General features: G+C 68.2%; 20 protein-coding genes and 1 pseudogene. 11 read left to right on the forward strand and 10 right to left on the reverse strand.

Annotated elements, in window-relative coordinates:
- Nucleotides 1-152: 152 nt before the first annotated feature.
- The 3 genes from AB0C62_RS32225 to AB0C62_RS32235 all read left to right on the forward strand — a co-directional run bounded on the left by AB0C62_RS32225 (nt 153) and on the right by AB0C62_RS32235 (nt 2,618).
- Nucleotides 153-1,361, forward strand: coding sequence for a S8 family peptidase (locus tag AB0C62_RS32225; RefSeq protein WP_362979215.1), 1,209 nt, complete (start codon nt 153-155; stop codon nt 1,359-1,361).
- A 92-nt stretch (nt 1,362-1,453) separates the two neighbouring features.
- A complete protein-coding gene (locus AB0C62_RS32230; RefSeq protein WP_362979218.1) occupies nt 1,454-2,152 on the forward strand; it encodes an HAD-IB family phosphatase in 699 nt (232 codons plus the stop codon).
- 7 nt (nt 2,153-2,159) lie between these two features.
- Complete coding sequence (locus AB0C62_RS32235) at nt 2,160-2,618, forward strand: PPOX class F420-dependent oxidoreductase (RefSeq protein ID WP_362979220.1); 459 nt, start codon at nt 2,160-2,162, stop codon at nt 2,616-2,618.
- Between the two features lie 44 nt (nt 2,619-2,662).
- Here the strand turns inward: AB0C62_RS32235 and AB0C62_RS32240 are convergent, their stop codons facing one another.
- Entirely contained in the window at nt 2,663-3,250 is a 588-nt protein-coding gene (locus AB0C62_RS32240) for a hypothetical protein (RefSeq protein WP_362979302.1), read from the reverse strand.
- Nucleotides 3,251-3,874: 624 nt separating this feature from the next.
- Nucleotides 3,875-4,225: pseudogene (locus AB0C62_RS32245) on the reverse strand (helix-turn-helix transcriptional regulator); the annotation flags it as partial.
- Between the two features lie 57 nt (nt 4,226-4,282).
- Here AB0C62_RS32245 and AB0C62_RS32250 point away from each other — a divergent pair.
- Complete coding sequence (locus AB0C62_RS32250; protein ID WP_362979222.1) at nt 4,283-4,741, forward strand: hypothetical protein; 459 nt, start codon at nt 4,283-4,285, stop codon at nt 4,739-4,741.
- A 272-nt stretch (nt 4,742-5,013) separates the two neighbouring features.
- Here AB0C62_RS32250 and AB0C62_RS32255 read toward each other — a convergent pair whose 3' ends face one another.
- Nucleotides 5,014-5,832, reverse strand: a complete 819-nt coding sequence (locus tag AB0C62_RS32255) for an SAM-dependent methyltransferase (RefSeq protein ID WP_362979224.1) — start codon at nt 5,830-5,832, stop codon at nt 5,014-5,016.
- Between the two features lie 185 nt (nt 5,833-6,017).
- Nucleotides 6,018-6,758: a metallophosphoesterase gene (locus tag AB0C62_RS32260; protein ID WP_362979226.1), complete on the reverse strand. Its 741-nt coding sequence runs from the start codon at nt 6,756-6,758 to the stop codon at nt 6,018-6,020.
- Nucleotides 6,759-6,931: 173 nt separating this feature from the next.
- On the opposite strand from AB0C62_RS32260, the gene AB0C62_RS32265 reads away from it, so the two are divergent.
- The 4 genes from AB0C62_RS32265 (at nt 6,932) to AB0C62_RS32280 (ending at nt 11,275) form a co-directional block, all read left to right on the forward strand.
- A complete protein-coding gene (locus AB0C62_RS32265; protein ID WP_362979228.1) occupies nt 6,932-7,579 on the forward strand; it encodes a CGNR zinc finger domain-containing protein in 648 nt (215 codons plus the stop codon).
- A gap of 252 nt (nt 7,580-7,831) precedes the next feature.
- Nucleotides 7,832-9,208 carry an ice-binding family protein gene (locus AB0C62_RS32270; RefSeq protein WP_362979230.1) on the forward strand — a complete coding sequence of 459 codons (1,377 nt, stop codon included), beginning with the start codon at nt 7,832-7,834 and terminating at the stop codon, nt 9,206-9,208.
- Between the two features lie 299 nt (nt 9,209-9,507).
- Nucleotides 9,508-10,065, forward strand: coding sequence for a DUF5819 family protein (locus tag AB0C62_RS32275; RefSeq protein ID WP_362979232.1), 558 nt, complete (start codon nt 9,508-9,510; stop codon nt 10,063-10,065).
- On the forward strand, nt 10,055-11,275 hold the full coding sequence (locus AB0C62_RS32280) for an HTTM domain-containing protein (RefSeq protein WP_362979234.1): 1,221 nt from the start codon (nt 10,055-10,057) through the stop codon (nt 11,273-11,275). The genes AB0C62_RS32275 and AB0C62_RS32280 overlap by 11 nt, the downstream gene beginning before the upstream one ends.
- On the opposite strand, the gene AB0C62_RS32285 is transcribed toward AB0C62_RS32280, so the two are convergent.
- From AB0C62_RS32285 to AB0C62_RS32310, 6 genes are all read right to left on the reverse strand, one after another.
- Nucleotides 11,253-12,125, reverse strand: coding sequence for a helix-turn-helix transcriptional regulator (locus AB0C62_RS32285; RefSeq protein ID WP_362979236.1), 873 nt, complete (start codon nt 12,123-12,125; stop codon nt 11,253-11,255). The genes AB0C62_RS32280 and AB0C62_RS32285 overlap by 23 nt on opposite strands.
- 331 nt (nt 12,126-12,456) lie before the next feature.
- The gene (locus AB0C62_RS32290) at nt 12,457-13,236 is read right to left on the reverse strand and encodes a hypothetical protein (protein ID WP_362979238.1); all 780 of its coding nucleotides are present in this window, start codon (nt 13,234-13,236) and stop codon (nt 12,457-12,459) included.
- A gap of 470 nt (nt 13,237-13,706) precedes the next feature.
- Nucleotides 13,707-14,921 carry a helix-turn-helix domain-containing protein gene (locus tag AB0C62_RS32295; RefSeq protein ID WP_362979240.1) on the reverse strand — a complete coding sequence of 405 codons (1,215 nt, stop codon included), beginning with the start codon at nt 14,919-14,921 and terminating at the stop codon, nt 13,707-13,709.
- Between the two features lie 222 nt (nt 14,922-15,143).
- The gene (locus AB0C62_RS32300; protein WP_362979242.1) at nt 15,144-16,094 is read right to left on the reverse strand and encodes a hypothetical protein; all 951 of its coding nucleotides are present in this window, start codon (nt 16,092-16,094) and stop codon (nt 15,144-15,146) included.
- A 59-nt stretch (nt 16,095-16,153) separates the two neighbouring features.
- Complete coding sequence (locus tag AB0C62_RS32305; protein ID WP_362979244.1) at nt 16,154-17,713, reverse strand: DUF6801 domain-containing protein; 1,560 nt, start codon at nt 17,711-17,713, stop codon at nt 16,154-16,156.
- A gap of 115 nt (nt 17,714-17,828) precedes the next feature.
- Nucleotides 17,829-18,461, reverse strand: a complete 633-nt coding sequence (locus AB0C62_RS32310; RefSeq protein ID WP_081224133.1) for a hypothetical protein — start codon at nt 18,459-18,461, stop codon at nt 17,829-17,831.
- 736 nt (nt 18,462-19,197) lie between these two features.
- Here AB0C62_RS32310 and AB0C62_RS32315 point away from each other — a divergent pair.
- From AB0C62_RS32315 to AB0C62_RS32325, 3 genes are read left to right on the forward strand one after another with little or no spacing between them, the layout of a single operon-like run.
- Nucleotides 19,198-20,208 carry an ATP-binding cassette domain-containing protein gene (locus AB0C62_RS32315; RefSeq protein ID WP_362979246.1) on the forward strand — a complete coding sequence of 337 codons (1,011 nt, stop codon included), beginning with the start codon at nt 19,198-19,200 and terminating at the stop codon, nt 20,206-20,208.
- A 26-nt stretch (nt 20,209-20,234) separates the two neighbouring features.
- Entirely contained in the window at nt 20,235-20,966 is a 732-nt protein-coding gene (locus AB0C62_RS32320; protein WP_081224556.1) for an ABC transporter permease, read from the forward strand.
- A gap of 6 nt (nt 20,967-20,972) precedes the next feature.
- Complete coding sequence (locus tag AB0C62_RS32325) at nt 20,973-21,779, forward strand: ABC transporter permease (protein ID WP_326841161.1); 807 nt, start codon at nt 20,973-20,975, stop codon at nt 21,777-21,779.
- Nucleotides 21,780-21,807 lie beyond the last annotated feature (28 nt).

Genomic DNA, 21,807 nt, shown 5'->3' on the forward strand with positions numbered 1-21,807 from the left:
CCCTTGTCCCTCCCCTCCGCGTTGGTCAACGGTGGGCAAACCGCAGGTGCTGACTCCGGCCTCCGGCGATGTGCATGAAGCGAACCCCCACCGAGCGAACCCCATCGAGCGCCCCCACACGGCGCACCCCCCTTTCAGGAGGAATCCTCGCGATGACACTCATCCACACCACCCGGCGGCGCCTCGCCGCAGCGATCGCCACGATCGCAGCGGCCGGGGCAGTGGCAGCGGGAACCGAACTCCCGGCGAACGCGGCACCGGCCGAGGGCCAGGTCTTGCACGCCGGATCGGCCGAGGCCGTCCCGGGCAGCTACATCGTCACCCTCAAGAGCACGGCGGGCTTAAAGGCCGCCTCCTCCAACGGCAAGGACCTGATAGCCGGCTACGGCGGCAAGGTCCGGCGCACCTTCCACTCCGCGCTCAACGGCTACGCCGCGAACCTCACGGCCGGGGAGGCTCGCAGACTCGCCGCGGACCCCTCCGTCGCCGCCGTCGAACAGGACCAGAAGGTCCACGTCGACGCCACCCAGTCCAACGCCCCTTGGGGTCTGGACCGTATCGACCAGGCAGCCCTCCCGCTCAGCGGCACCTACACCTACCCCGACACAGCGGGCGGCGGAGCCACCGTCTACGTCCTCGACACCGGCGTCCGGATCACCCACAAGGAGATCAGCGGCCGGGCCTCCTACGGCTACGACTTCGTCGACAACGACGCCACGGCCCAGGACGGCTACGGCCACGGAACCCACGTGGCCACCACCGTCGCGGGCAGCACCTACGGCGTCGCGAAGAAGGCGAAGATCGTGGCCGTCCGTGTGCTCGGAAACGACGGCTCCGGCACCACGGCCGGGGTCATCGCCGGAGTCGACTGGATCACCGCTCACCACACCAGCCCGTCCGTGGCCAACGTCTCCCTCGGCGGCGGCGCCAGCACCAGCCTGGACACCGCGGTCCGCAACTCGATCGCGTCGGGCGTGACCTACTCCATCGCGGCCGGCAACTCCGGTGCCAACGCCGCGAACTACTCCCCCGCCCGGGTGAGCACCGCCCTCACCGTCGGCGCCACCACCAGCACCGATGCGAGGGCGAGTTACTCCAACTACGGCTCGATCGTTGACCTGTTCGCTCCGGGATCGAACATCACCGCCGGGTGGAACAGCTCCGACACCGCCACCTACACCGGCTCGGGCACCTCGTTCGCCGCCCCGCACGTATCGGGTGCGGCCGCCGTCTACCTGACCAGCCATCCCTCGGCCACCCCGGCCCAGGTCGCCACAGCACTGGTCAACGGCGCCACGTCCAACGTACTGACCGGCATCGGAACCGGTTCACCGAACAAGCTCCTCCGCCTCGTCCCGTAACACCTGGCCCACCGAGCGTCCGCCCGCCGGGAACGCACCGTTCCCGGCGGGCGGGCGGGCGACGTCGGAGGTACGCGTGGCATCCTTGGCCCGTGTTCTCATCCGATCCCGTGGGCGCCGTGTTCTTCGATGTCGACGGCACCCTCGTCCCAGGCACGAGTTCGTCCGTCTTTCTGGCTGGATTCCTGGGCCATCGGGACGACCTGGCCGAGGCCGAGGACTCCTACGCATCGGGTGAACTGGACAATCGACAAGTCTCCGAACTGGACGCCAAGGGCTGGGCGGGTGTGCCCGAAGAACACGTCTCTCGCTGGCTCGACGACCTTCCCTTGGTCTCGGGCATCACGGAAACCGTGGGCTGGTGCCGACGGAACGGATTGGTGCCCGTGCTGGCGACTCTCGCCTGGTCGCCGGTCGGCACCTACCTCACCGACCGTTTCGGCTTCCACGCGTTCAGCGGACCTCGGCTGGAGACCACCGGTAATCGGTTCACGGGCCGCGTCGCCTGCCACTTCGACGAGTACGACAAGCGAGATGTCGCCCTCGCACAGGCCCGGGAGCTGGGGTTGACCGCCCGCTCGTGCGGGGCCGTCGGAGACAGCCGCTCCGACCTGCCCCTGTTCGCGTCGGTCGCCGTGAGCGTGGCGTTCAACGCCTCGGCAGGAGCACGGGCCGCGGCGACCGTCACGGTGGACGACGACGACCTGCGTGGCGTGGTCCCCGCCCTGAGCCGCTTGGTCACGGGCACTCGTCCTGGGAGCGTGGAATGCCCACCGTCGCAGGCAAGTTGAGCACGACATGACTCAAAGCCCAGCACCTCGGACCCTGTCGGACGGCGCGCTCTCCGAACTTCTGAGCAGTCAGCAGTTCGGCACCCTCGCCACCAACAAGACCAATGGCCATCCTCATCTGACCACCATGGTCTACAGCTGGGACGCCGAGGGGCGAATCGTCCGCTTCTCCAGCACTGCCGACCGCGTCAAGGTCAAGCAACTCCGGCGTGACCCGCGCGCGGCCCTGCATGTTCCGGGCGGCGACGTGTGGTCGTTCGCCGTGGCGGAGGGCGAGGCCGAGGTCTCCGAGATCACGACGACACCGGGTGACGCGACCGGGCGAGAGCTGCTCGCGATGATTCCGGAGGTCGCGAAGCCACAGGATGAGGGCGCCTTCCTGGCGCAGTTGGTCGCCGAGCGCAGGGTGGTCATCCGGCTGAAGGTGTCACGGCTGTACGGAACAGCACTGGACCTCAACGACTGACGACCGATCACAGCTGATCGTCGACGACTCTCTGCCGAGCATGCCTAGCCTTCGTACGGGACCCAGGCGCGGCTGCCTGCTTCGTTCGTGCCGTACCAATAGCGCGGCATTCCCTTGATGCCGGTGGTGCGGAACGGACGGCCATGGTCGTCGACGCGGATCGTGCCGTTGCGGCCCTGCGAGGACCAGTCGAGTTCGAGGTACCACCGGGCGTCGTACGTCCGGGTCGTCGCGTCCACCACCAGCACCTCCGGGTCCTCGGCGGAGACGCGGAACGGGAAGTGGACCGCCGGTTTGGTGGGTTTGCTGTCGGCGCCGGTCCCCCGGTGAACGATCGGGCGGTCGACATCGAGGTTCACGGTGAAGCGGCGGGACGTGAGTTCGCTGCCGCAGCCCTGGTCCATCGCGTACGCGCTCCCGGCGGCCGGGGTGCCGCGGCTGACGACGCGGACGCGGAGCGCCTTGAGGACCACGGCCGTGGACGACCTTCCCTGCACCGAGATCTGCACCATCGTCTGTCGTCCGTGCACCGCGCCCTGCGTCGCCACCCACACCCCCGCGTCCTGCTGCACCGGCGGAGGAGGCACGTGCCCGGGCGACTTCGCGATGACGTAGTCGTGGCTGCACCCCATGTCCCAGACCTGGGAGTCGGCGCTCCAGGTGAGTGGCAGGCCGGTAGTCGGGTTCGCGGCCGAGGCGGAAGGTTCGGCCGCGGACGGAGCGGCTCGCTGGTGGGGGCCCGACGGCTCGGAGGTGGAAGACGACTCAGAGGGAGCCGAGGTCGTCCCCGCGCGCTCCGATGCGACGGGGGAGGCAGACCGCGAAACCGTGGAGCCGGAGGAGTCCGCTCCGAAGGAACTCCCGTGCGACACCGCAAAGGTGATCCCCACCGTGGCGAGCGACGCACAGGTGACGGCGGTGCACGCCAGGGCCAGTCGGTGGCGGTACCGAAAGCGAGGAGCGGGGGCAGGAGCGGCCGCGGGCTCGTCCGGATCGGGATCGTCCCCGAGTTGCTCCGGAATACTGCGGTCCGCCAGGAGCGTCCCGTCCGGGTGCGGTACCGGGTCTGGGTCCGGTACCGCTGCCGGGTCCCGGTCCGGTGTCAATGCCGGTGCGGGTGCCGAGGCCACCGCCCCGGCCGATCCAGTCGTGGGCGCCCGCTGCCGAGCCGCCGCCGCGGACAACCACAGCCGATGCAGCTCTAGCCGTTCCTCCGCTGTCGCCCCGCAGAAAGCAGCGAGCCGTTCCACAGGGGCAAAGTCCTGCGGCACCACCTCGCCGGCGCAATACCGGTGGAGCGTAGAGGTGTTCATGCCGAGCCGACGAGCCAGGGAGGCGTAGCTCCGGTCCGTACGGTCCTTCAGTCGGCACAGCAGCTCCGCCAATTCCTCGACATCGGTCTGAATCGACACCGTTCCCCCGTCGTCCGCCCGCGATCCGGCATCCCAGGCTGTCGTATACCTGCACGTCAGATGGCCTGGGATGGTTCCACCACGCTCAAAGGCGCGGCAGCCGTTGCTCTGGACTCCCGTGACCGCTGATGCTCTTGGTGTCGCCCCGACCAGGCCGGACCGACCAGCCGGCACCGGGCGACGTCCCCTACACATTCAGCGCACTCCGTCACGGGGACACCCATGTCCAAGCGTTCGGAACAGGGAGCAGAAATGAACAGCACGTCGCGCACCGCCGTCACTGCCGGAGTCCTCGCCGTCGCCCTCGGCCTCGGCGCCACCGTCCAGGCCTCCGCCGGCACCGCGCGCAGCGTCAGCGGCAAGCCGTCCGACAACATCACCCGCATCGCCGACTTCTACGGCGCCTACATCGACGCCGTGACGGACGAGGACAGCGGCAACCTCGGGGAGGCCCTGCGCGGTCACTACCTCAGCGCCGCCTTGCAGAAGGAGCTGGACGCCTGGGAGGAGAAGAACCACGCCAACGGCGTCCTGCGCGCGCAGAACGTGCCGCTCGCCTGGAAGGTCACCGACAACGGCACCGCCGACTACACGGAGGCCGTGATCACACTCACCTGGGGCGGGTCCACCACGACCAAACTGGTCGTCGACATGTCCCGCAGCACCCACAAGATCTTCCACATCGGCGAGAAGGGATCCAGGAAGAAGTGACGGCTGAGGTTGCCGCCGGGCGCTGTGGCTCCACCGTGAAGCCTCGCGCCCAGCGGTGCACGGCACCAGACCCCGGCGTCTGACCGGCCTGACTCGACCGAGGATCAAGCGGGTGTGTCCGTCCGCTCACCTGACTGTTCCGTGTCCGGATCGACCGCTCGGGGAAACACCGAGCGGTCGTCATCCGCCGGACGAGGGCGGCTGCCTCTGCTTCACCACACAGCGGACACGGCCGGCACCGACGAGCTACGAGAACGATGCCGGCGTGCTTGTCAGGCCTTGCGAGCCATCCCCGCGGCGATGAGCTGCTCCCAGACGGTGAGCTCCCTTTCGCCACTGTCGTTCCACGCCTTGCCGGCGGTTTGCGGGCGCCACAGGGGGGCGGGGACGACTCCGGGGTCGAGGATCTCCAGACCGTCCAGCAGGTGCGCGATCTGCGCGTCGGTGCGCCAGCGGCCACGGCCGAACGTCTTCTGGAGCACTTGCTCCGCCTCGGCCGTCTCGGGGTTGTCTCCGGAACGGAAGTGGCTGACGAAGAAGTAGCTTCCGGAAGGCACGCGGTCCCGCCAGTAGCGAACGATCCCGGCCGGGCCTTCCTCGTCGTTGACGTGGTGGAGGACGGCACTGAACATGACGGCCACGGGGCGTTCGAAGTCGATCAGTGCCCGGGTTTCGGGATGGTTGTAGACGGCTTCGGGGTCGCGGACATCGGCCTCGATGACCCTGGTCCGGTCGTTCTCCTCCAACAGGGCGCGTCCGTGGACGAGCACTTGAGGGTCTATGTCGACGTACACGACGCGGGATTCGGGAACGTGCCGTTGCGCGACCTGGTGAACGTTGTCGGCGGTCGGCAGGCCACTGCCCAGGTCGATGAACTGGGTGATGTCCGTGGTCGTGGCGATCTCCGCGACCGCACGGGTCAGGGCGGCACGATTGGCGAAGGCGATCGCCACCGATCCGGGGAGGTCGCGTTTGAACACATCGCCGATCTCCCGGTCCACGGCATAGTTGTCCTTGCCGCCCAGCAGGTAGTCGTACACCCGCGCGATGCTGGGCTTGGTGGCATCGATCGAGGTGCCTTCGCTCGTCATGGTGACCATCCTCCCTTGTGAGGGAACCCGCTGCCCAGACTTTTGGACCATCAAACGGACAGCGCAGTATGGAGAGTTGACCTCCTGGTCGACCACCTCGCCCCGCAGCAGGACACCCCTGCTCTTGGCTGACTCGTTCAGCGACTCCACGGACCGCGATGCCTTCGTAGAACGCGAGCGGAAGATCAGAGCACGACGCGGTAGTGGGTGGTGAGGCGCCGGTCGTCGTCCAGGATGTGGAACGCGAGGCCGGGCGGCTGGTCACGGTCCGCGGCCTGGTCGCCCTCCCAGGGCATGCGCAGGGTCCAGGTGATGGCCGGTCCGATGATCAGCGGACGTGCGGCGAAGGTCGAGGCGGCCGCGGTGTGGGCGTGGCCCGTGAGGACCGCGACGACCCGTGGGTGCGCGTCGAGCAGGTCCGCCAGACGGCCGGGCTCTTGGAGCATGCCGGAGTCGGGCAGGGGGTGGTGGAGTTCGACCGGCGGCTGATGGAAGGCGATCAGCGCCGGGGTGTCCTGCGGCAGAGCGGTGAGCGTGGTGTCGATCCAGGCGAGTGTCTGGGTGTCGAGGCGTCCCTCGTCGCGGCCCGGAATGGTGGAGTCGCACATCAGGATGGTGGTGCCGCCGATGTGGTGGACCCGATTGATCGGACCCTGGTCGGGCGCCTCTCGGAGCAGGGCCTTGCGGTAGGCCGGTCGCGCGTCGTGGTTCCCGGGGCAGGTGAGCACGGGGAAGGGGCCGGTCAGGAGCCGAGCGGCTTCCTCGTACTCGGCCTCGTCGCCATGATCGGCGATGTCCCCGGTGACCAGCAGCGCGTCGACGGGATGGGGCAGCGCTCGCAGGTAGTCCATGACTCGGGTGGCACGTCGAGTCGCTCTCTCACTGCCGTCCAGGTGCAGGTCGCTGATGTGCGCGAGCAGCGTCATTCGCAGTCTCCCCCCAGTGGCGGGTTCAGCCGCCGTCCTGTGCCGGTTCGGGCGTCTTCGCCCGCTCCGATCTCTAACGGAAGTTCTCAGTTTTCCGTTAGGAACCTTAGAGTGTGCCTCGGGACACGTTCAAGTGGTCGACCACCTGGCACCGGCGCGGAAGGGGCTGCCTCATGGAGCGTTGGCTGGCACTGGAACTGGCGAGCACGATCCGCCACGACGGAGAGGGCGGCGTCGCCGATGACCTCGCCACGGTCCAGGGAACGACGCACTGGATCCAAGAGCAGGGAGATCTGCTGGCCGGCCACGTTTCGGCTGGTGAACTCACGGCCGATGAAGACCTCAGGCTTGGAATCGTCGAGCTGCGGCAGGCAGTCCGGGCCCTGTTCGCCCGCGTGGTGCGCCCCGCTCCCCCCAGCCCGGCGGACGCGCACCGCCTGATGAGTCCCGACCAGGCAAGGGCCCATCTCAACGCGGTGGCCGCGCGAGAAATGGTCGCCCCGCAGTTGGATTGGCCTGACGAAGGAGCGCCTGGCGCCCGACTGTTGTCGGCGGAGACCGATCCGCGTGTTCGGCTTGTCGCAGCGCTGGCCCGAGCCGCCATCGACTTTCTCACCGGCCCGGAGCACACAAAGCTGCGTTCCTGCACCGCACCCCGCTGCGTGCGCTATTTCGTCAAGAGCCACGGACGGCAGGAGTGGTGCAAGCCGTCGTGCGGAAACCGCGCCCGCGCGGCTCGCCACTACAGGCGCCAACGCACGGTGGCCGATGACGGTTCCACGGCTCCTGCCGCCACATCTGCCGGGCCGAACTCTGGTTGACGGTGTCGGCGTCCATCTCCACTCCCTTTTTTCCGTTTATTCGGGCCATTCATTTTGATCGAATGTCGCATCATCGGAAAGGGATATCACTACGGCTGTTTGAGCGGCCAAAAAGGGGAACTCCCCGATCCGGCATCCTGTCTGACGCGTTCCCGAGAATCTTCCTGCGTAATATTCCGCAGCAGAAACAAGGCTTCCCGGGCTGTCGGTTGGGCCCGGTACGCCACGGCTCTCACAGGAAATGGCCCCTCGATGAAGCTGAAAATCCATCAAGCGGCGCGCGGCCGTGCGTGGTCCGGCGTTCTGGCCCCGGTCCTTGCCGGAACGGTTGCCGCCGCGATGGTCGTGCTGACTCCGGCGCAGGCAAGTGCCATTACAACGCCAGTTCCTCTCGGCGCTGCCACCAGCTTCGCGGAGCTGGGCGGCGCGGCGGTCACCAACACCGGTTCCTCGCTGATCAGCGGAGACGTCGGGGTGTCACCCGGGACTTCGGTCACCGGGTTCTGCACACCTCCGGCGCCTGCGACCCCCGCGCCTCCGCCGTGTGCCAACGTCATCAACGGCACCATCCACATCACGGACGGCCCCGCCAACGCCGCCCACGCCGCACTGCAGAACGCGTACACCGTGGCCGCGGCCCGGACCCCCGTCGATGGCACCCTGGGCTCGGAACTCAGTGGAGCGGGCGGCCCGACGGGGCTGGCTCCCGGCTTGTACGGCTTCGTCGATGGCGTGGTCACGAACTCGGGGACTCTGACACTGAACGGTGGCCCCGACTCCGTCTGGGTGTTCCAGGTCCCCTCCGGACTCACGCTGGCACCCAACAGCCGCATGCAGTTCACGGGCGGCGCTACGGCGTGCAACGTCTTCTGGCAGATCGGGAGCTCCGCCACCTTCCAGGCCAACTCCTTCTCCGTGGGCACCTTCATGGCCCACACCTCGATCACCATGACGAACGGCGCGGCGGTCGAGGGCCGCGTTCTGGCCGGCGCTGTGGCCGAGTCCGGGATCGTGACGATGGACACCAACACCATCACCCGGCCGACGTGCGGGACCAGCACCACCGGCGGCACGACGACCGGCACCACCACCGGTACGACGACGGGCACCACCGCCGGAACGACGACCGGCACCACCGCGGGTACCACCGGCGGCGGGCTCCTCAGCGGCGGACTGGTCAGTGGGGGGCTCCTGGGCGGCCCCATCGTCAGCGTCACGAGCGGCGGCACCTCGGGCAACACCGTCGGTAACACGGCCGGCAACACCGCGGGCAACACGGCCGGCAACGCCACCGCCGGAAACACCGTCGGCGGGAACACCGTGGGCGGAAACGGCAACGGTGGGCACGGCGGCAAGCCCGAGGGACACGGTCACCACCAGAAGCCCGAAGGACCCGGTCACGGCGGCAAGCCCGAGGGTCCGGACCACGGCGGCAAGCCCGAGGAGGGAGGCCACCACGGTAAGCCGGAGCACGGCCACGACAACGCGCCCGGCAAGCCCGAGCACGGCAAGGACCACGGCAAGGACCACGGCAAGGACCACGGCAAAGAGCACGACGAGAACTACGGCTACGCCGACACGCCCTACGGAAACGCGTCCAAGGACCGCTCCATGAGCTACGAGGGCTAGGCAGCACACCCCAGAAATCCCGCTCGCCGATCGACGGCGCGTGGCGGAATCAGGATCGTATCCGCCGCGCGCCGTCGATGGCGGTCCGCAGAAGGCGTCAGACGCGAGTAGCCGATATGAAAAAGACAGGGTGGGGCATGTCGAGGGGAATCGGACCAGCGGACGTGCAGGAAATCCGAAACTCCGATATCGGGCCGACCCCACAGGAATGTCCCGCTGAAGCACCCCGGACGACCGGCGGCCGGTCGATTCTTCCCCGGGCGGGGAAAGCAGGTCTGACCACCGCGGTGATCCTGTGTGTGGCGACGACTCTCGTCCATGTTCTCCTGGTATTCCTGCATGTAGCGCCCACCAATACTCTCTCCAAGCGATACAGCCCACTGATCAATGCCTGGGTGTATCCCTTCTTCGAACAGAACTGGCGGCTTTTCGCCCCGGACCCCGACTCCGTCAACCGGCAGATCCTGGCGCGGACCGCACACACCGGTTCGGGCGGATCGTCACAGGTCAGTGGCTGGTTCGACCTGACCGCCGTGGACGACGCCGCCGTGGAACACGACCCGTTCCCGAGTCACACGGCGCAGAACATGCTGCGCCGCGCGTGGACCTCCTACGTCGACACCCACGGCAGCGACGACAAGGCGCACACGGAACGCGCCTTGATGATGCAGAAGTATCTGAGCAACATCGCAGCGCAGCGCGTCGCCGACCGCCGCGCCGGCACGTTCGACTTCATCCAGCTCCGCGTTGTCACGCGGCCCATCGCCGCCTCCGGGCCCGTTGCCGGCAATCGCCCACCGACGCCCACCGAGAACCGGCTTCTGCCCTGGTGGAAGGTGACCCCCCATGGGAACTGAGCGGGACTCCCGCAGCGCTGCCACGTCAACAGGCCCCCAACCGCCGGGCGATCAGCACGACGCGCTCACGTCTCCTGTGCGGTGGCTCCTCGACCGGATCACCGCCGTCGGCGAGCTGGTCACCGGCCGGCCGGTGTCCCTGTACGCCGCCGCGGTGCTGCGCATCGGCTACGGCCTGCTCTACCTGACCTTCCTGTTGCGCGAGTTCTCGCACCGAGAGGAGATCTGGGGCCCTGAATCACCTTGGACACCCGCTCTGGCCCAGCAGCTCTTCGCCCAGACAGGATGGACCAGCATCCTGACCCTGTCCGACAGCCACGTCTACTTCGAACTCTGCTACGCGCTGGCCGTCGCCACGTCCGTGCTGTTCACGCTGGGTTGGCGAACCCGAGCCCTGTCCTGCCTCTTCGCCGTCGTGGTGACGTCGTTCCATGCCCGGGCGATCTTCATGACGGACGGGGGCGACAACCTGGTCCTGCTGATGGCCCTCTACCTCGTCCTCACCGCCTGCGGCCGACGCTGGTCCCTGGACGCCCGCAGGATCCGGCTGAGAGCTGCACGTCACGGCACTCCCGCGCCCGGGGGACCAAGCAATGCCTGGCAGCAAATCCGGCGTGGGGGCGCCACCTTGACCACGGTGGTCCACAACTGCGGCATGTTCGTCATCGCGGCCCAGGTCTGCTTCCTCTACGGATCAGCCGGCCTGTACAAGGTCCAGGGCGCTTCCTGGGGCGCGGGCACCGCGCTCCATTACGTCCTCAACCTCCAGCTGTTCCAGCCCTGGCCCGCCCTCTCTCACCTCGTGGACGAGCACACGGTCGTGATCGCGATCGCCGGCTACCTGACCGTGCTCCTGCAGGTGGCGTTCCCCTTCGTCCTCTTCGGCAGGCTCAAGTACCCCGTCCTCGTCATGCTGTTGGCCATGCACACCGGCATCGCCCTGCTCATGGGCCTGCCCCTCTTCTCCGGCGCGATGATCGTCGCGGACGCCGCGTTCCTTCCGGACCGCTTCTACGCCGCCCTGCCCGCGTTGTTCCGACGCGCGGTGCTCCGGTCGGGCCCGCGGCAGCCGGCGTCGTCCCGCACGACGCCGGGAACCGGCTCCGTACCCGCCCAGGCCACGTCCGGGGACCCCGGACCGAAGCGCCGGCACCCTCTGCCGGACCACGGCGGCGACGCGACCACGCTCAGGACGGGACCAGAGCGTTGATGAACGTCTTGGTCGCGGCCGTGATGAAGTCGCGGCTCTCGACGGGGCCGAGGGCCCGGGCCTGGAGATGGTCGTACATCGAGGCGAAGTCCCGCACGTCGGACGGCTTCTCCAGGTGGAGATCGCTGGTGAACCGTTCCAGGTACACCACTCCCGCCGGGGGCCCCTCGGTGAACTCCAGAAGGGAAAACTGTCCTGAGGAGCCCCAGGTGACGCCTGCGGCGTACGGGAGGACCTGCACCGTGATGTGCGGCTCCGCGCCGAGTGCGTTCAGGTGCTCCAGTTGTTCACGCATCACGTCGGGACTCCCCACGACACGACGCAGTACCGATTCGTCAAGGACGGCCCACAGGCTCAGCGGGCGCGTGGGATCGAAGATCCGGTGCTGCCTGCGGAGCAGCACCTTGAGGCGTGCGGCGACCTGTTCGGCGGTGGGCAGAGGGACCGCATCCTCCGTCACGGCATGCGCGTAGGCAGGAGTCTGCAGGAGGTCGGGGATCGCCGTGGGCCCGAAGACGTGGATGGCCTCGGCTTCCGTCTCGAGGCCGAGATAGACGCTGTTGGACAGGTCACCGTAGGCGTGCCACCAGTCGCGCTGGCCGGACTCCTTGGCCATCTCCATCAGAGAGTCGACGATCTGCTGGTCCGTCACTCCGTAGATCGTGCACAGGTCGCGGACGTCGCGGGGTCTGATGGCGCGATTGCCGTTCTCCATATGACTGATCTTCGGCTGGGAGACCATGAGCCGCTCGGCCACTTCTGTGCTCTTCAGCCCACTGGCCGTGCGGAGCCGGCGAAGCTCGGCACCCAGCCGACGCCTCCTGATGGTGGGGTTGCTTTTCGCCGCCACGCGCGGTGTTCCTCCGGTTCCACATCACACACTTGGGTCGAAGGTTGCCATGAGGTAAGGGTTACCGGTCGCACGCCATGCCGTCGTGATCACAGGCGGCCGTATCTGACCGTTCGAGCCCGCTTGCGAGTGCGCGGAGGAGGTTCGGCAGCAAGGGGGATCAGCTTCGCGACAGTCACTCGAAGTCGGGGACTGGGACGACGAGCGACCTGACCGGTTGCGGGGCCTCGGCAACCAGGTGGTCCCGGGCCGGGGACGGGGCTGAACGTTCGCTGAGCTTCTGGCGAGACGACTGGGCAGCGTCGCGGATCAGGTGGTGCGAGGCCTTCTCCTACGAAGAGGGTTGAAGGGCCTCCTTGATGGCCTGAACGATCTGGCCGGGGTGCGCGAGCGGGTCGAGCAGATCAAGGTCGATGACGTGCGCGTCGTCCCAGAATCGACGGCCGCATGCGTCTGCCTGGGAAGCGTCTTCGGCGAAGAGCGACCAGTGGGCGTCGCCGTAGGCGAGGTAGTACAGCTCCCTTCCGCTGCGGATGCGGAGGGTGCAGCCGCAGCCGTAGGTAGTGGCATCGGGGTGATGGTGACCCGCGAGAGGGGTCAGTTCCGCGGGGGGTCCGATGCGCTCGGCGACGGTGATCATATTTTCGTGAACGGTGCGAGGAAGTCGGCGTGCGAGGGGCGCTGCTTCAAGGGCCCGGGTGGCGGACGCGATGTCTGGCGCTGTCGCTGTCTGCCCGGAGGCTTTGCCGGCCAGCTCGCGGAGGATGCCGGCAAGACCGGCTCCGGCGCTGGAGGCCAGGTCGAGATCTCCGCGGGCCGCGATCTGGCCGACGGCCACCGTCAAAAACTGCAGGTTGGCCATCGTCTGCGTGAGCGTGACCTGTAAGGCCGCGGTGACGGCGGCGGCCTCCTGCGGCGTGTAGAGGGCCCACTCCTCTTGCAGCGCCAGGGCCAGCCCCTCGGACGCGGTGGCCGCCGAGGCCGCCATCATCAGCGTGTCCCGTGGACCTGCGAGGCCCTCGGCTCTCAGAACCTCGTTGCCGAGGTCGTTCAGATAGCCGGACGCACCGGCCAGTTGCTCGTACCTTCTGCGCCATTGCGGCTCTGCCATGGTCTCTCCCTTTCAAGTGAGTGCGCTGCGGCGCTCACACTGCGGGCAATCCGGTAGAGGTCTTCTGTGCAGACTCACGCGGGCCGATCTCCCAGCCGGCAGGTGGATTCGACACCGGACAGGTAATCAACGTCCTACGGGGCCCGTGGGCACGTTGCCGGGCGCAACAGCGTGTACCGCGCGCGGGAATTTCCGGATTCACCCTGGGATGCGCCCCATCGACCGCTCCGACCGGTGGAGGCTACCGCCCGGTCGGCATCCCGAATCGGGCTGCGGACTCGACGGAACCACCCGGTTGATCCTGGACGGGTCACCGCAGTGGTGTCCGCCAGTCCGACGGCACGTGGTGCGTCCCGTACTGCGGCTCGCCGGCGGGACGCGGCGGGCAGGTCAATCGGCCGTCCTCCGCAGTGGATCGCTTGGCGCGGCGAATCAGCGGTTGTCGCCGTCGCATCCCGACGCGGAGATGGTCACGACCCCGTACCTGTGTCGTCCTGCAGATGCAGTGAGCGCAGAGCGGCTTCGAGTGCGAAGCGGTGGTCCGGGTCGGTGAGGCGTTCGCCCAGGCGGGCGTCGAGGCCGCGCAGGCGGTAGCGGACCGTCTGGGCGTGGACACCGAGCATGTCGCCGACCTGCTCGGCCGGCGCGCGGGTCGATATGTGGACCCGGAGCGTTTCCACCAGCCGCTCGCGTCGGCTGGCGGGAAGGCCGGCCAGGGGGGCCAGCTCACGGGCGGCGACCTCCCGTACCAGCGGCGGGTCCGACAGCAGCCACAGCGTGGTGAGGTGGTCCTCGCAGCGGACGACGGGGGCGTCGGGGACGATGCCGTCGTCGATGAGCTGCAGGACGCGACGGGACCAGCGCAGGGAGTCGGCCGCCTGCGCCGTCGGCAGCGTCAGACCGATGACGGCGCGGGTGCCGTCGAGGGCCCGGCCGAGCATGGTCTGTCGTTCGGTGGTCAGCGGTCCCGGGACCAGGAGGTGAGCGTGGGGAGCGTCGAGTTCCGTCAGTACGTCGTCGGCCAGGTCGGCCTCGATGCTGTCGGGCACCGGTGAGCGGAGCGCGATGAGGGTGCACTCGGCCGGCAGGGGCCAGGCCGCGGCCTCGCACAGGTCCGTGACCGTGGGCTGGGGCAGTGGGGGTGCGCCCAGTATCAGGTGGAGCAACTGCCGTCGCAGCATGGCCACTTCGGAGGTGCCGCGGGCCTGCACCTCGCTGTAGCCCTCGCGGGACACCTCGGCCAGTTCCTCCACGTAGGCGAAGAGGGCGTCGGCGAAGGCGAGGATCAGGGTGGGCGAGAGACTGTACTGGCGGCCGACCGACTGCGCGCGCCGCAGGGCGATACGGGCTCCCAGTCGGTAGGCACCCTGGAGGGACTCCAGGTCGCGTCCTTCGTACGCCTCCACGCGGCCGAACCGGCGCAGCAGTGTGTCGCGGAGCGTGGAGGGTTTGTCGGGTTCGGCGACCCGGTCGACGAAGGCGGTGATGGCCTGTTCGACGCCCTGCCGGATGGTGTCCGCGTCCGGTCCGTCGAGGAGGCGGCCGTATACGGGATAGGCACGGGTGACCTCGGTCCGGATCTCCTTGACGAGACTGGGTAACTCCGGTCTCATCAAGGCGGCGAACCCGATGGGCAGTGGATCGAGCGGCTCACCGACTTCCGGTGTACGCGCGGGTGAAGGCATCCGTGGTCCCTCGCTCTTCTTGTGCCCAGGAGAGGTCGCCGGCACGGACACCGAGGTCCCGAACGAGCGGGTTCGGCGTCCGGTCCGGACGTCGGACGCATGACGTCCTTGGCAGCTGAAAGTAATTCAACTTCTCCAGTGCGTACACACTTTGGGCACAGATTGGTCTGCCGAGGCGACTGTGTGTTGCCGGGGTGGCTGAGAACAGTCGCCTCGCGGCCATTACTTGACGGCGCTGTGCCAGTTCTTCGAGAGGTCCTTGCCCGCGTCCGGTGCGGCGGTTCCCGGGGCGCCCAGACCGGCCAGGGATGTGGACGCGCTGTTGAGTGTCAGGCTGTTGTTCCCGGCGGCGGAGGGCAGGCCCGTCTTCAGGTTCACGGCGGCGTCGATCAGGCCCAGCAGGCCGAGTCCGCAGCCGCTGGCACCCGGAACGGCGAAGGTGCTGTCCTTCTGGGTGGCACCCAGAAGGTTGACGCGGCTCATGGTGCCCTCGTCGTTCAGGTTGCCGGCCCCGTCGAAGAAGGTGAGCCCGAAGTCGGGGTAGTTGACGTTGCTCGGGCGCAGCACGACCGGCTTGGACGCCGTGCCGATGTAGCACTTGCTGCCCAGGAACGGGTTCTCCAGGTGGATGCGGACCGGGATGGAGACGATGGGCAGGTCGGTCAGGGCGCCCGCGCTCTGGTCGAAGTTCGAGGGTGTGCCGACGGACTCCACGGTTGCCGTGATCTTGTTGAGGCTCACGTTGCTGATCTGGTTGCAGATCGCGGTGATCGCGGGCACGTTGCTCGGGCACATCAGGCCGAGCAGACCGCCCGGCACGGTGGCGGAGTCGGCGATGAGGGCGCCGCCGGGCGGTGCCACCACGGTGCTGCTGCCGTCGGAGTTCTGGATGACACCTATCTGCAGATCGGTGCGGCCCGTGGTCACCGTGGTGTTGCCCAGCTTGATCGAACCGCTGGCCGAGGAGGACGCCACGCACTGCGGGGTCCGCTCCAGGCCGTCGGCGGCGACCATGGCGGGGGCGTCGACGGGACACCTGGTGAACGGGGCCCACTCGCCGTTCAGCTGAGCGGTGGCCGCGGTGGCGGTGCCGATGGAGGCGAAGGCGCCGACGGCGGTGGTCAGCGCGGTGGCGACGGTGGCGGATCTGGCCGAAAAGCGCAGGCGGGTCATGAGGTGCCTTTCGTGACGGAAGGGGTGGTGCGGGGGCTGTCGAACGGTTCGGGGGTGTTTCAGCGTTCGGGTACGGGGACCTTGAGGGGCTGGCGGTCCTCGGTGCATTCGTCGGGGTTGGGCACCTCGGCGGCGGCGAAGCAGGTCTGGCCCTGCATCTGCTTGATGTAGTTGCCGGTTCCGGACACGGCGGCGGTGAACAGGCGGTCCAGGTTCTCGCCCGCGTTGTTGCAGCCGTGGAAGGCGGGGATGGTGACCTCGCCGGTCAGTGGTCCGCCGGAGAGCAACTGGTAGCCGGTCGCCGGCTCGCCGGAGTTCTGTTCTCCTCGGCCGTGCAGCACGAGGTGGTCTCCGGGGAACTTGGCGCTGTCGGGCTCGGGCGACTTCAGCGAGCCGTTGGTGCGGCAGGTGGGGCCGACGTTCAGCGGTGTGCCGTCGACCTCCAGTTTGGTCACCCGCAGGACGAGGGGCACCCGGATGTAGGTGTCGGTGCTGGTGAACACGAAGTCGGTGGCGCCGAGCGAGTCGACTGTCAGGGGGCCGGCCTGCTCGAGCACCATCGTCGCCTTGGCGGGCATGAAGCGGAAGGTCAGCAAGGTCGCCGTGAACGGCATGCTCTCCTTGCGGCCGTTGTTGTAGAGGTCGCCGGTGGAGTGCTGGCGGATGACACCGCCGCTCCAGTCCGGATAGGGCTCGAACTCGGGCGATCCCTGTTCGAGCATGGTGCAGAACGGCGGGATGAGTGCCGCGGCGTTCTGCTTGCGCACGTTGGAGTACCCGGCGACGTAGCTGTTCAGGGACATCGGACCGAGCGGATAGCCCGCGTCGTACTTGCACGGTGGCGCCGCCGGACGGTCGTCGGCCTGAACGGACGGCCGGCCCGCGACCTTCGGGGCGCGCTTGTCCTGGCTGCCGCCCGTCGTCTCGTCCTCCTGGCCCGGCGTGCCGGACGGGGAGGCGGAGGACGACGCGGTCGGTGATCCGTCCGGTCCACCCGTGCCGGCGCCGACCGCGACGGTGGCCAACAGAGCGGTGGCGTCCTTGCCTGGCGTGCACTCCAGAGTGAGTGACGTGGGGTCGGCTTCCGGTGTCGCGGCGGTCAGCGCCAGGTCCACGCTGAGCGCCCCGGCGGTGAAGGTCAGGTCACCGTCGTCCTGTCCGGTGACGGTGGGGACGTCCCCCGTGGTCTTCAGTGTCAGCGGTCCCGCCGACGGGACAGGTTGTGGGTTCGCGGAGCCGCGCCAGAGTGCTTGTGCGCTGGAGTCGCCCTGCGCCACGTCCACCGTGAGCCGGGTACCGGCCGTGACGGCGGTCGTCTCCTTGTCGGTGAGCTTGTGCACCGCTTCCTCGGACAGTTCGACGGAGGTCTCCACGTCGGCCGCCTGGATGGCCTGCCCCACATCGACCCGGCCGGGCAACGACGCGGAGACGCGTACGGTCGCCTCCACATCTCCGGACGGCAGGGTGCAGGCGTAGGGCAGCGAGACGTCGACCGTCTGGTCGGCGGCGACGACGGCTCCGGCGGGCACCATGGCGGCGAGGACGACGAACGCGGCGATCGTGGCGTTGCGGCCACGGGTGTTCCGCCGGGTGGCGCCCACCGTCAGGTGCAGTCTCATCAAGTAGCTCCGCTCGTTCGGATCAGGGGTGTGCGGTGGTACGGGGTCGGGCGCGCTGACGACCCGGATGCGCCCGACCGGTGGTCCGGCCGGGCGCATCCGAGCACGGGACGACCTACGGGTTGGAACCCTTGATGGTCGGGATGGTCGTCGTGTTCTTGACCTTCACGGCGTAGTTGCCCTTGAAGGTGGGCTTGGTCGAGGTGGTGACGACCGTGCCGCAGCCGGTCGCCGTGGTGACGGTCAGCTCACCGGAGACACTGGCGACCGCGAGGATGCCGGTCGAGTTGGTGTAGGTGGCGGACGCCTTGCCGACGACCTTGAACACACAGGCGCCGACGGTGATGGTCGCGTTCACGTTGCCGATGTAGCCCTTGGTCACGCCGGTCGCGGCGGTGTAGTCCTGGGCGACGACGGTCCACGGGGTGGTGGCCACGGTCGTCACGTTGCCGAGGACGCTGGTGCAGGGCGCACCGCTGGTGCCGAAGTTGATGGCGGAGATGCTGGCGACCGTCGCGGGGTTGCCGGTGGCGCTCGCCATCGTGCCGGAGGCGGAGGACGTCGTACACGTCATCGGGATGTTGGCCGTCAGCACGATGTTGCCGCTGTTGGTGGCCGTGAAGCTGGACGGTGTCGGGTTGACGGTCCAGACGGTGGACGGCACGGCCGACGACGGACCGATGGCCAGACCGAAGGCAGCAGCAGCCGCACCCGCGATGACTGCGGTTCTCTTGAGGGACTTCTTCATAACTCTCGGACGCTCCTTGTGGATTGACCGGCAGAGGGTGCACATCGCCCGCCGGTAATTTACGGGCTTCTGGCTCCCGCGGCTCTGGATTCCTCGACCGCGCTCCGACGTTACTTGCGAGAAACATGGCTGAACAATGGCGCAGACCATGATTCTTTTGGCTCTTTTCTGGACTGTTTCCCAGGTGAGCGGTCCAGTGTCGGCCTTAGTCATCCGATGCCAAATCCCGGCAACGGGACAATCGTTGGCCGAACAGCCACGCATCACACCGCCACAAGCCGCTCCCTGCGCGCCGGAAACGGTGGATTGCGCACCGGGTGACAAGGTTTCGGACGCTCTTTGTCTCCTGGCACACACAACGGGTTTGGCCGAAGCCCGTCGTTCTAAAAACTCGGCAACTGGTATTGCCCGGCCAGGTTACTGGGCCGTAATGTTCCGGTGCGCAGCTGCGGTCCAGGTCGGCGCCCCTGCCGGCCGGACTCACGACGGGCGGTTTCGGCCTCACCCTCCTTCGAGGCCGGATCCCCCGTCAGCAGGGCCTCGTACAGCCGACCCCCCGGAGGTACGAGGCCCTGCTATCTCCGCGGAGACAAGATCCGATCCGGCTTTTGTCTCCGCGGTGACAAAGTCGAGGAGCACCCCCGAGAGCGGGTTCCCTACCCATTGTCAACGAACGACAGAACCACCTAGCGTGCGCCACACGGTGCACACGCGAACCGCGCCTGCTGGAGGTGAAATGGGCATCGAAGTCGTGGTCGAGGGACTGACCAAGTCTTTCGGCCGGCAGAACATCTGGCAGGACGTGACGCTGACTTTGCCGGCCGGAGAAGTGAGTGTCATGCTCGGTCCGTCCGGCACCGGAAAGACTGTTTTCCTGAAGTCGCTCATAGGGCTGCTCAAACCCGATAGGGGACGTGTCCTCATCGACGGAGTGGACATGGCGAACAGTCGGGAACACGAGATATACGAGACCCGGAAAATGTTCGGGCTCATGTTTCAGGACGGTGCTCTGTTCGGCTCCATGTCGTTGTTCGACAACATTGCCTTTCCGCTGCGCGAACACACGCGGAAGAAGGAGTCGGAGATCCGCCGCATCGTCATGGAGCGGATCGAGGTGGTCGGCCTGCTGGGCGCCGAGGGCAAGCTGCCCGGCGAGATCAGCGGCGGCATGCGCAAGCGGGCGGGGCTCGCCCGTGCGCTGGTGCTCGACCCGCAGATCATCCTGTGCGACGAGCCCGACTCCGGTCTGGACCCGGTCCGCACCGCCTATCTGTCGCAGCTGCTCATCGACCTGAACGCGCAGATCGACGCGACGATGCTGATCGTCACCCACAACCTCGACATCGCCGCGACCGTGCCCGACAACATGGGGATGCTCTTCCGGCGCGAGCTGGTCACGTTCGGCCCCCGCGAGGTGCTGCTGACCAGCGAGGAGCCGGTGGTGTCGCAGTTCCTGCGCGGTCGCCGCGAGGGCCCGATCGGCATGTCCGAGGAGAAGGACGCCGCGACGCTGGCCGCCGAGGCCGCCGCGACCCGTCACCCGGAGCAACCCCGCGAGATCGTGCCCCAGTTGGAGCCCTCCCCCGGTCTCCCCCAGCGCCGTGCCGTCGCCCGGCGGCGCGAGCGGGTGCTGGGCATGCTGGACCGGCTGCCGTCGCCCGCCCGGGCCGCCATCGAGCGCACCTACGCGACGAACGACTCCAACGCCCCTACCGTGCCGATCCCTGTCTCGGGGAGCGGCGCGTGAACGCTGCACTGCGCCAGACCGGACTGATGTTCGCGCTGGCCGCCGAAGTGTGCCGGGCCGCGTTCCGACGCCCGTTCCAGTTCCGGGAGTTCGTCGAGCAGTTCTGGTTCGTCGCGAGCGTCACCATCCTTCCCTCCGCGTTGGTCGCCATCCCGTTCGGCGCCGTGATCGCCCTCCAGGTCGGGTCGCTGACCGAGCAGCTCGGCGCCCAGTCCTTCACCGGCGGCGCCAGCGTGCTTGCGGTCGTCCAGCAGGCCAGTCCGCTGATCGTCGCCCTGCTCATCGCCGGCGCGGGCGGCTCCGCGATCTGCGCCGACCTGGGCTCGCGCAAGATCCGCGAGGAGCTCGACGCCATGGAGGTGATGGGCGTCTCGCCCGTCCAGCGCCTGGTCGTCCCCCGCGTGCTCGCCACCATGGGGGTGGCCGTGCTGCTCAACGGGCTGGTCTCGGTCGTCGGCACGCTCGGCGGCTACTTCTTCAACATCGTCCTGCAGGACGGCACGCCCGGCGCCTACCTGTCCAGCTTCTCCGCACTGGCCCAGCTGCCCGACCTGTACATCAGCGAACTCAAGGCCCTCATCTTCGGGTTCATCGCCGGCATCGTCGCCGCCCAGCGGGGCCTGAACCCGCGCGGTGGACCGAAAGGCGTCGGCGATGCCGTGAACCAGTCGGTGGTCATCACCTTCATGCTGCTCTTCTTCGTGAACATGGTGCTGACGGGCCTGTACCTGCAGATCGTCCCCCCGAAGGGAGGCTGAGCGCCCGTGGCCTCCCCGCTCGTCTGGCTCGACCGCTCCGGCGACCAACTCATCTTCTACGCCAAGACCTTGTTGTGGATACCGCGCACCCTGCGCCGGTATCTCAAGGAGGTGCTCCGGCTGCTCGCCGAGGTCGCCTTCGGCTCCGGCGGACTCGGAGTCATCGGCGGCACCGTCGGCGTGATGGTCGCGATGACCGCGTTCACCGGCACCGTCGTCGGCCTCCAGGGCTACGCCGCCCTGGACCAGATCGGCACCGCCGCGTTCACCGGATTCGTCTCCGCGTACTTCAACACCCGTGAGATCGCACCCCTGGTGGCGGGACTCGCCCTGTCCGCGACGGTCGGCGCGGGCTTCACGGCGCAGCTCGGCGCGATGCGCATCAACGAGGAGGTCGACGCGCTGGAGGGCATGGGCATCCGTTCCAAGCCCTACCTGGTCAGCACCCGTGTCATCGCCGGGGTGATCGCCATCATCCCGCTGTACGCCGTCGGGCTGCTCACCTCCTACCTGGCCTCCCGGTACGTCACCGTGCTCTTCAACGGACAGTCCCGGGGCACGTACGACCACTACTTCAACCTGTTCCTCTCTCCCACGGACGTCCTGCTGTCGGTACTGAAGGTGCTGCTGTTCAGCGTGATGGTGATCCTCGCGCACTGCTACTACGGCTACCGGGCCGACGGCGGTCCCGCAGGAGTCGGTGTCGCCGTCGGACGGTCGGTGCGTCACGCCATCGTGCTGATCAGCGTGACCGACTTCTTCCTGTCGCTCGCGCTGTGGGGCGCCACCACGACCGTGAAGGTGGCGGGCTGAGATGAGCGCGGTTCTGCTCCCCGAGGAG

Source organism: Streptomyces sp. NPDC048643 (genome assembly GCF_040650615.1).
Taxonomy (GTDB): domain Bacteria; phylum Actinomycetota; class Actinomycetes; order Streptomycetales; family Streptomycetaceae; genus Streptomyces.

What these genes read in the sequence shown, in the direction of transcription:
- AB0C62_RS32225 (WP_362979215.1), top strand. Translation starts at nt 153, where the DNA reads ATGACACTCATCCACACCACCCGGCGGCGCCTCGCCGCAGCGATCGCC.
- AB0C62_RS32235 (WP_362979220.1), top strand. Translation starts at nt 2,160, where the DNA reads ATGACTCAAAGCCCAGCACCTCGGACCCTGTCGGACGGCGCGCTCTCC.
- AB0C62_RS32240 (WP_362979302.1), bottom strand. Translation starts at nt 3,250, where the DNA reads ATGGGGTGCAGCCACGACTACGTCATCGCGAAGTCGCCCGGGCACGTG.
- AB0C62_RS32250 (WP_362979222.1), top strand. Translation starts at nt 4,283, where the DNA reads ATGAACAGCACGTCGCGCACCGCCGTCACTGCCGGAGTCCTCGCCGTC.
- AB0C62_RS32255 (WP_362979224.1), bottom strand. Translation starts at nt 5,832, where the DNA reads ATGACGAGCGAAGGCACCTCGATCGATGCCACCAAGCCCAGCATCGCG.
- AB0C62_RS32260 (WP_362979226.1), bottom strand. Translation starts at nt 6,758, where the DNA reads ATGACGCTGCTCGCGCACATCAGCGACCTGCACCTGGACGGCAGTGAG.
- AB0C62_RS32265 (WP_362979228.1), top strand. Translation starts at nt 6,932, where the DNA reads ATGGAGCGTTGGCTGGCACTGGAACTGGCGAGCACGATCCGCCACGAC.
- AB0C62_RS32270 (WP_362979230.1), top strand. Translation starts at nt 7,832, where the DNA reads ATGAAGCTGAAAATCCATCAAGCGGCGCGCGGCCGTGCGTGGTCCGGC.
- AB0C62_RS32280 (WP_362979234.1), top strand. Translation starts at nt 10,055, where the DNA reads ATGGGAACTGAGCGGGACTCCCGCAGCGCTGCCACGTCAACAGGCCCC.
- AB0C62_RS32290 (WP_362979238.1), bottom strand. Translation starts at nt 13,236, where the DNA reads ATGGCAGAGCCGCAATGGCGCAGAAGGTACGAGCAACTGGCCGGTGCG.
- AB0C62_RS32295 (WP_362979240.1), bottom strand. Translation starts at nt 14,921, where the DNA reads ATGCCTTCACCCGCGCGTACACCGGAAGTCGGTGAGCCGCTCGATCCA.
- AB0C62_RS32300 (WP_362979242.1), bottom strand. Translation starts at nt 16,094, where the DNA reads ATGACCCGCCTGCGCTTTTCGGCCAGATCCGCCACCGTCGCCACCGCG.
- AB0C62_RS32305 (WP_362979244.1), bottom strand. Translation starts at nt 17,713, where the DNA reads ATGAGACTGCACCTGACGGTGGGCGCCACCCGGCGGAACACCCGTGGC.
- AB0C62_RS32310 (WP_081224133.1), bottom strand. Translation starts at nt 18,461, where the DNA reads ATGAAGAAGTCCCTCAAGAGAACCGCAGTCATCGCGGGTGCGGCTGCT.
- AB0C62_RS32315 (WP_362979246.1), top strand. Translation starts at nt 19,198, where the DNA reads ATGGGCATCGAAGTCGTGGTCGAGGGACTGACCAAGTCTTTCGGCCGG.
- AB0C62_RS32320 (WP_081224556.1), top strand. Translation starts at nt 20,235, where the DNA reads ATGTTCGCGCTGGCCGCCGAAGTGTGCCGGGCCGCGTTCCGACGCCCG.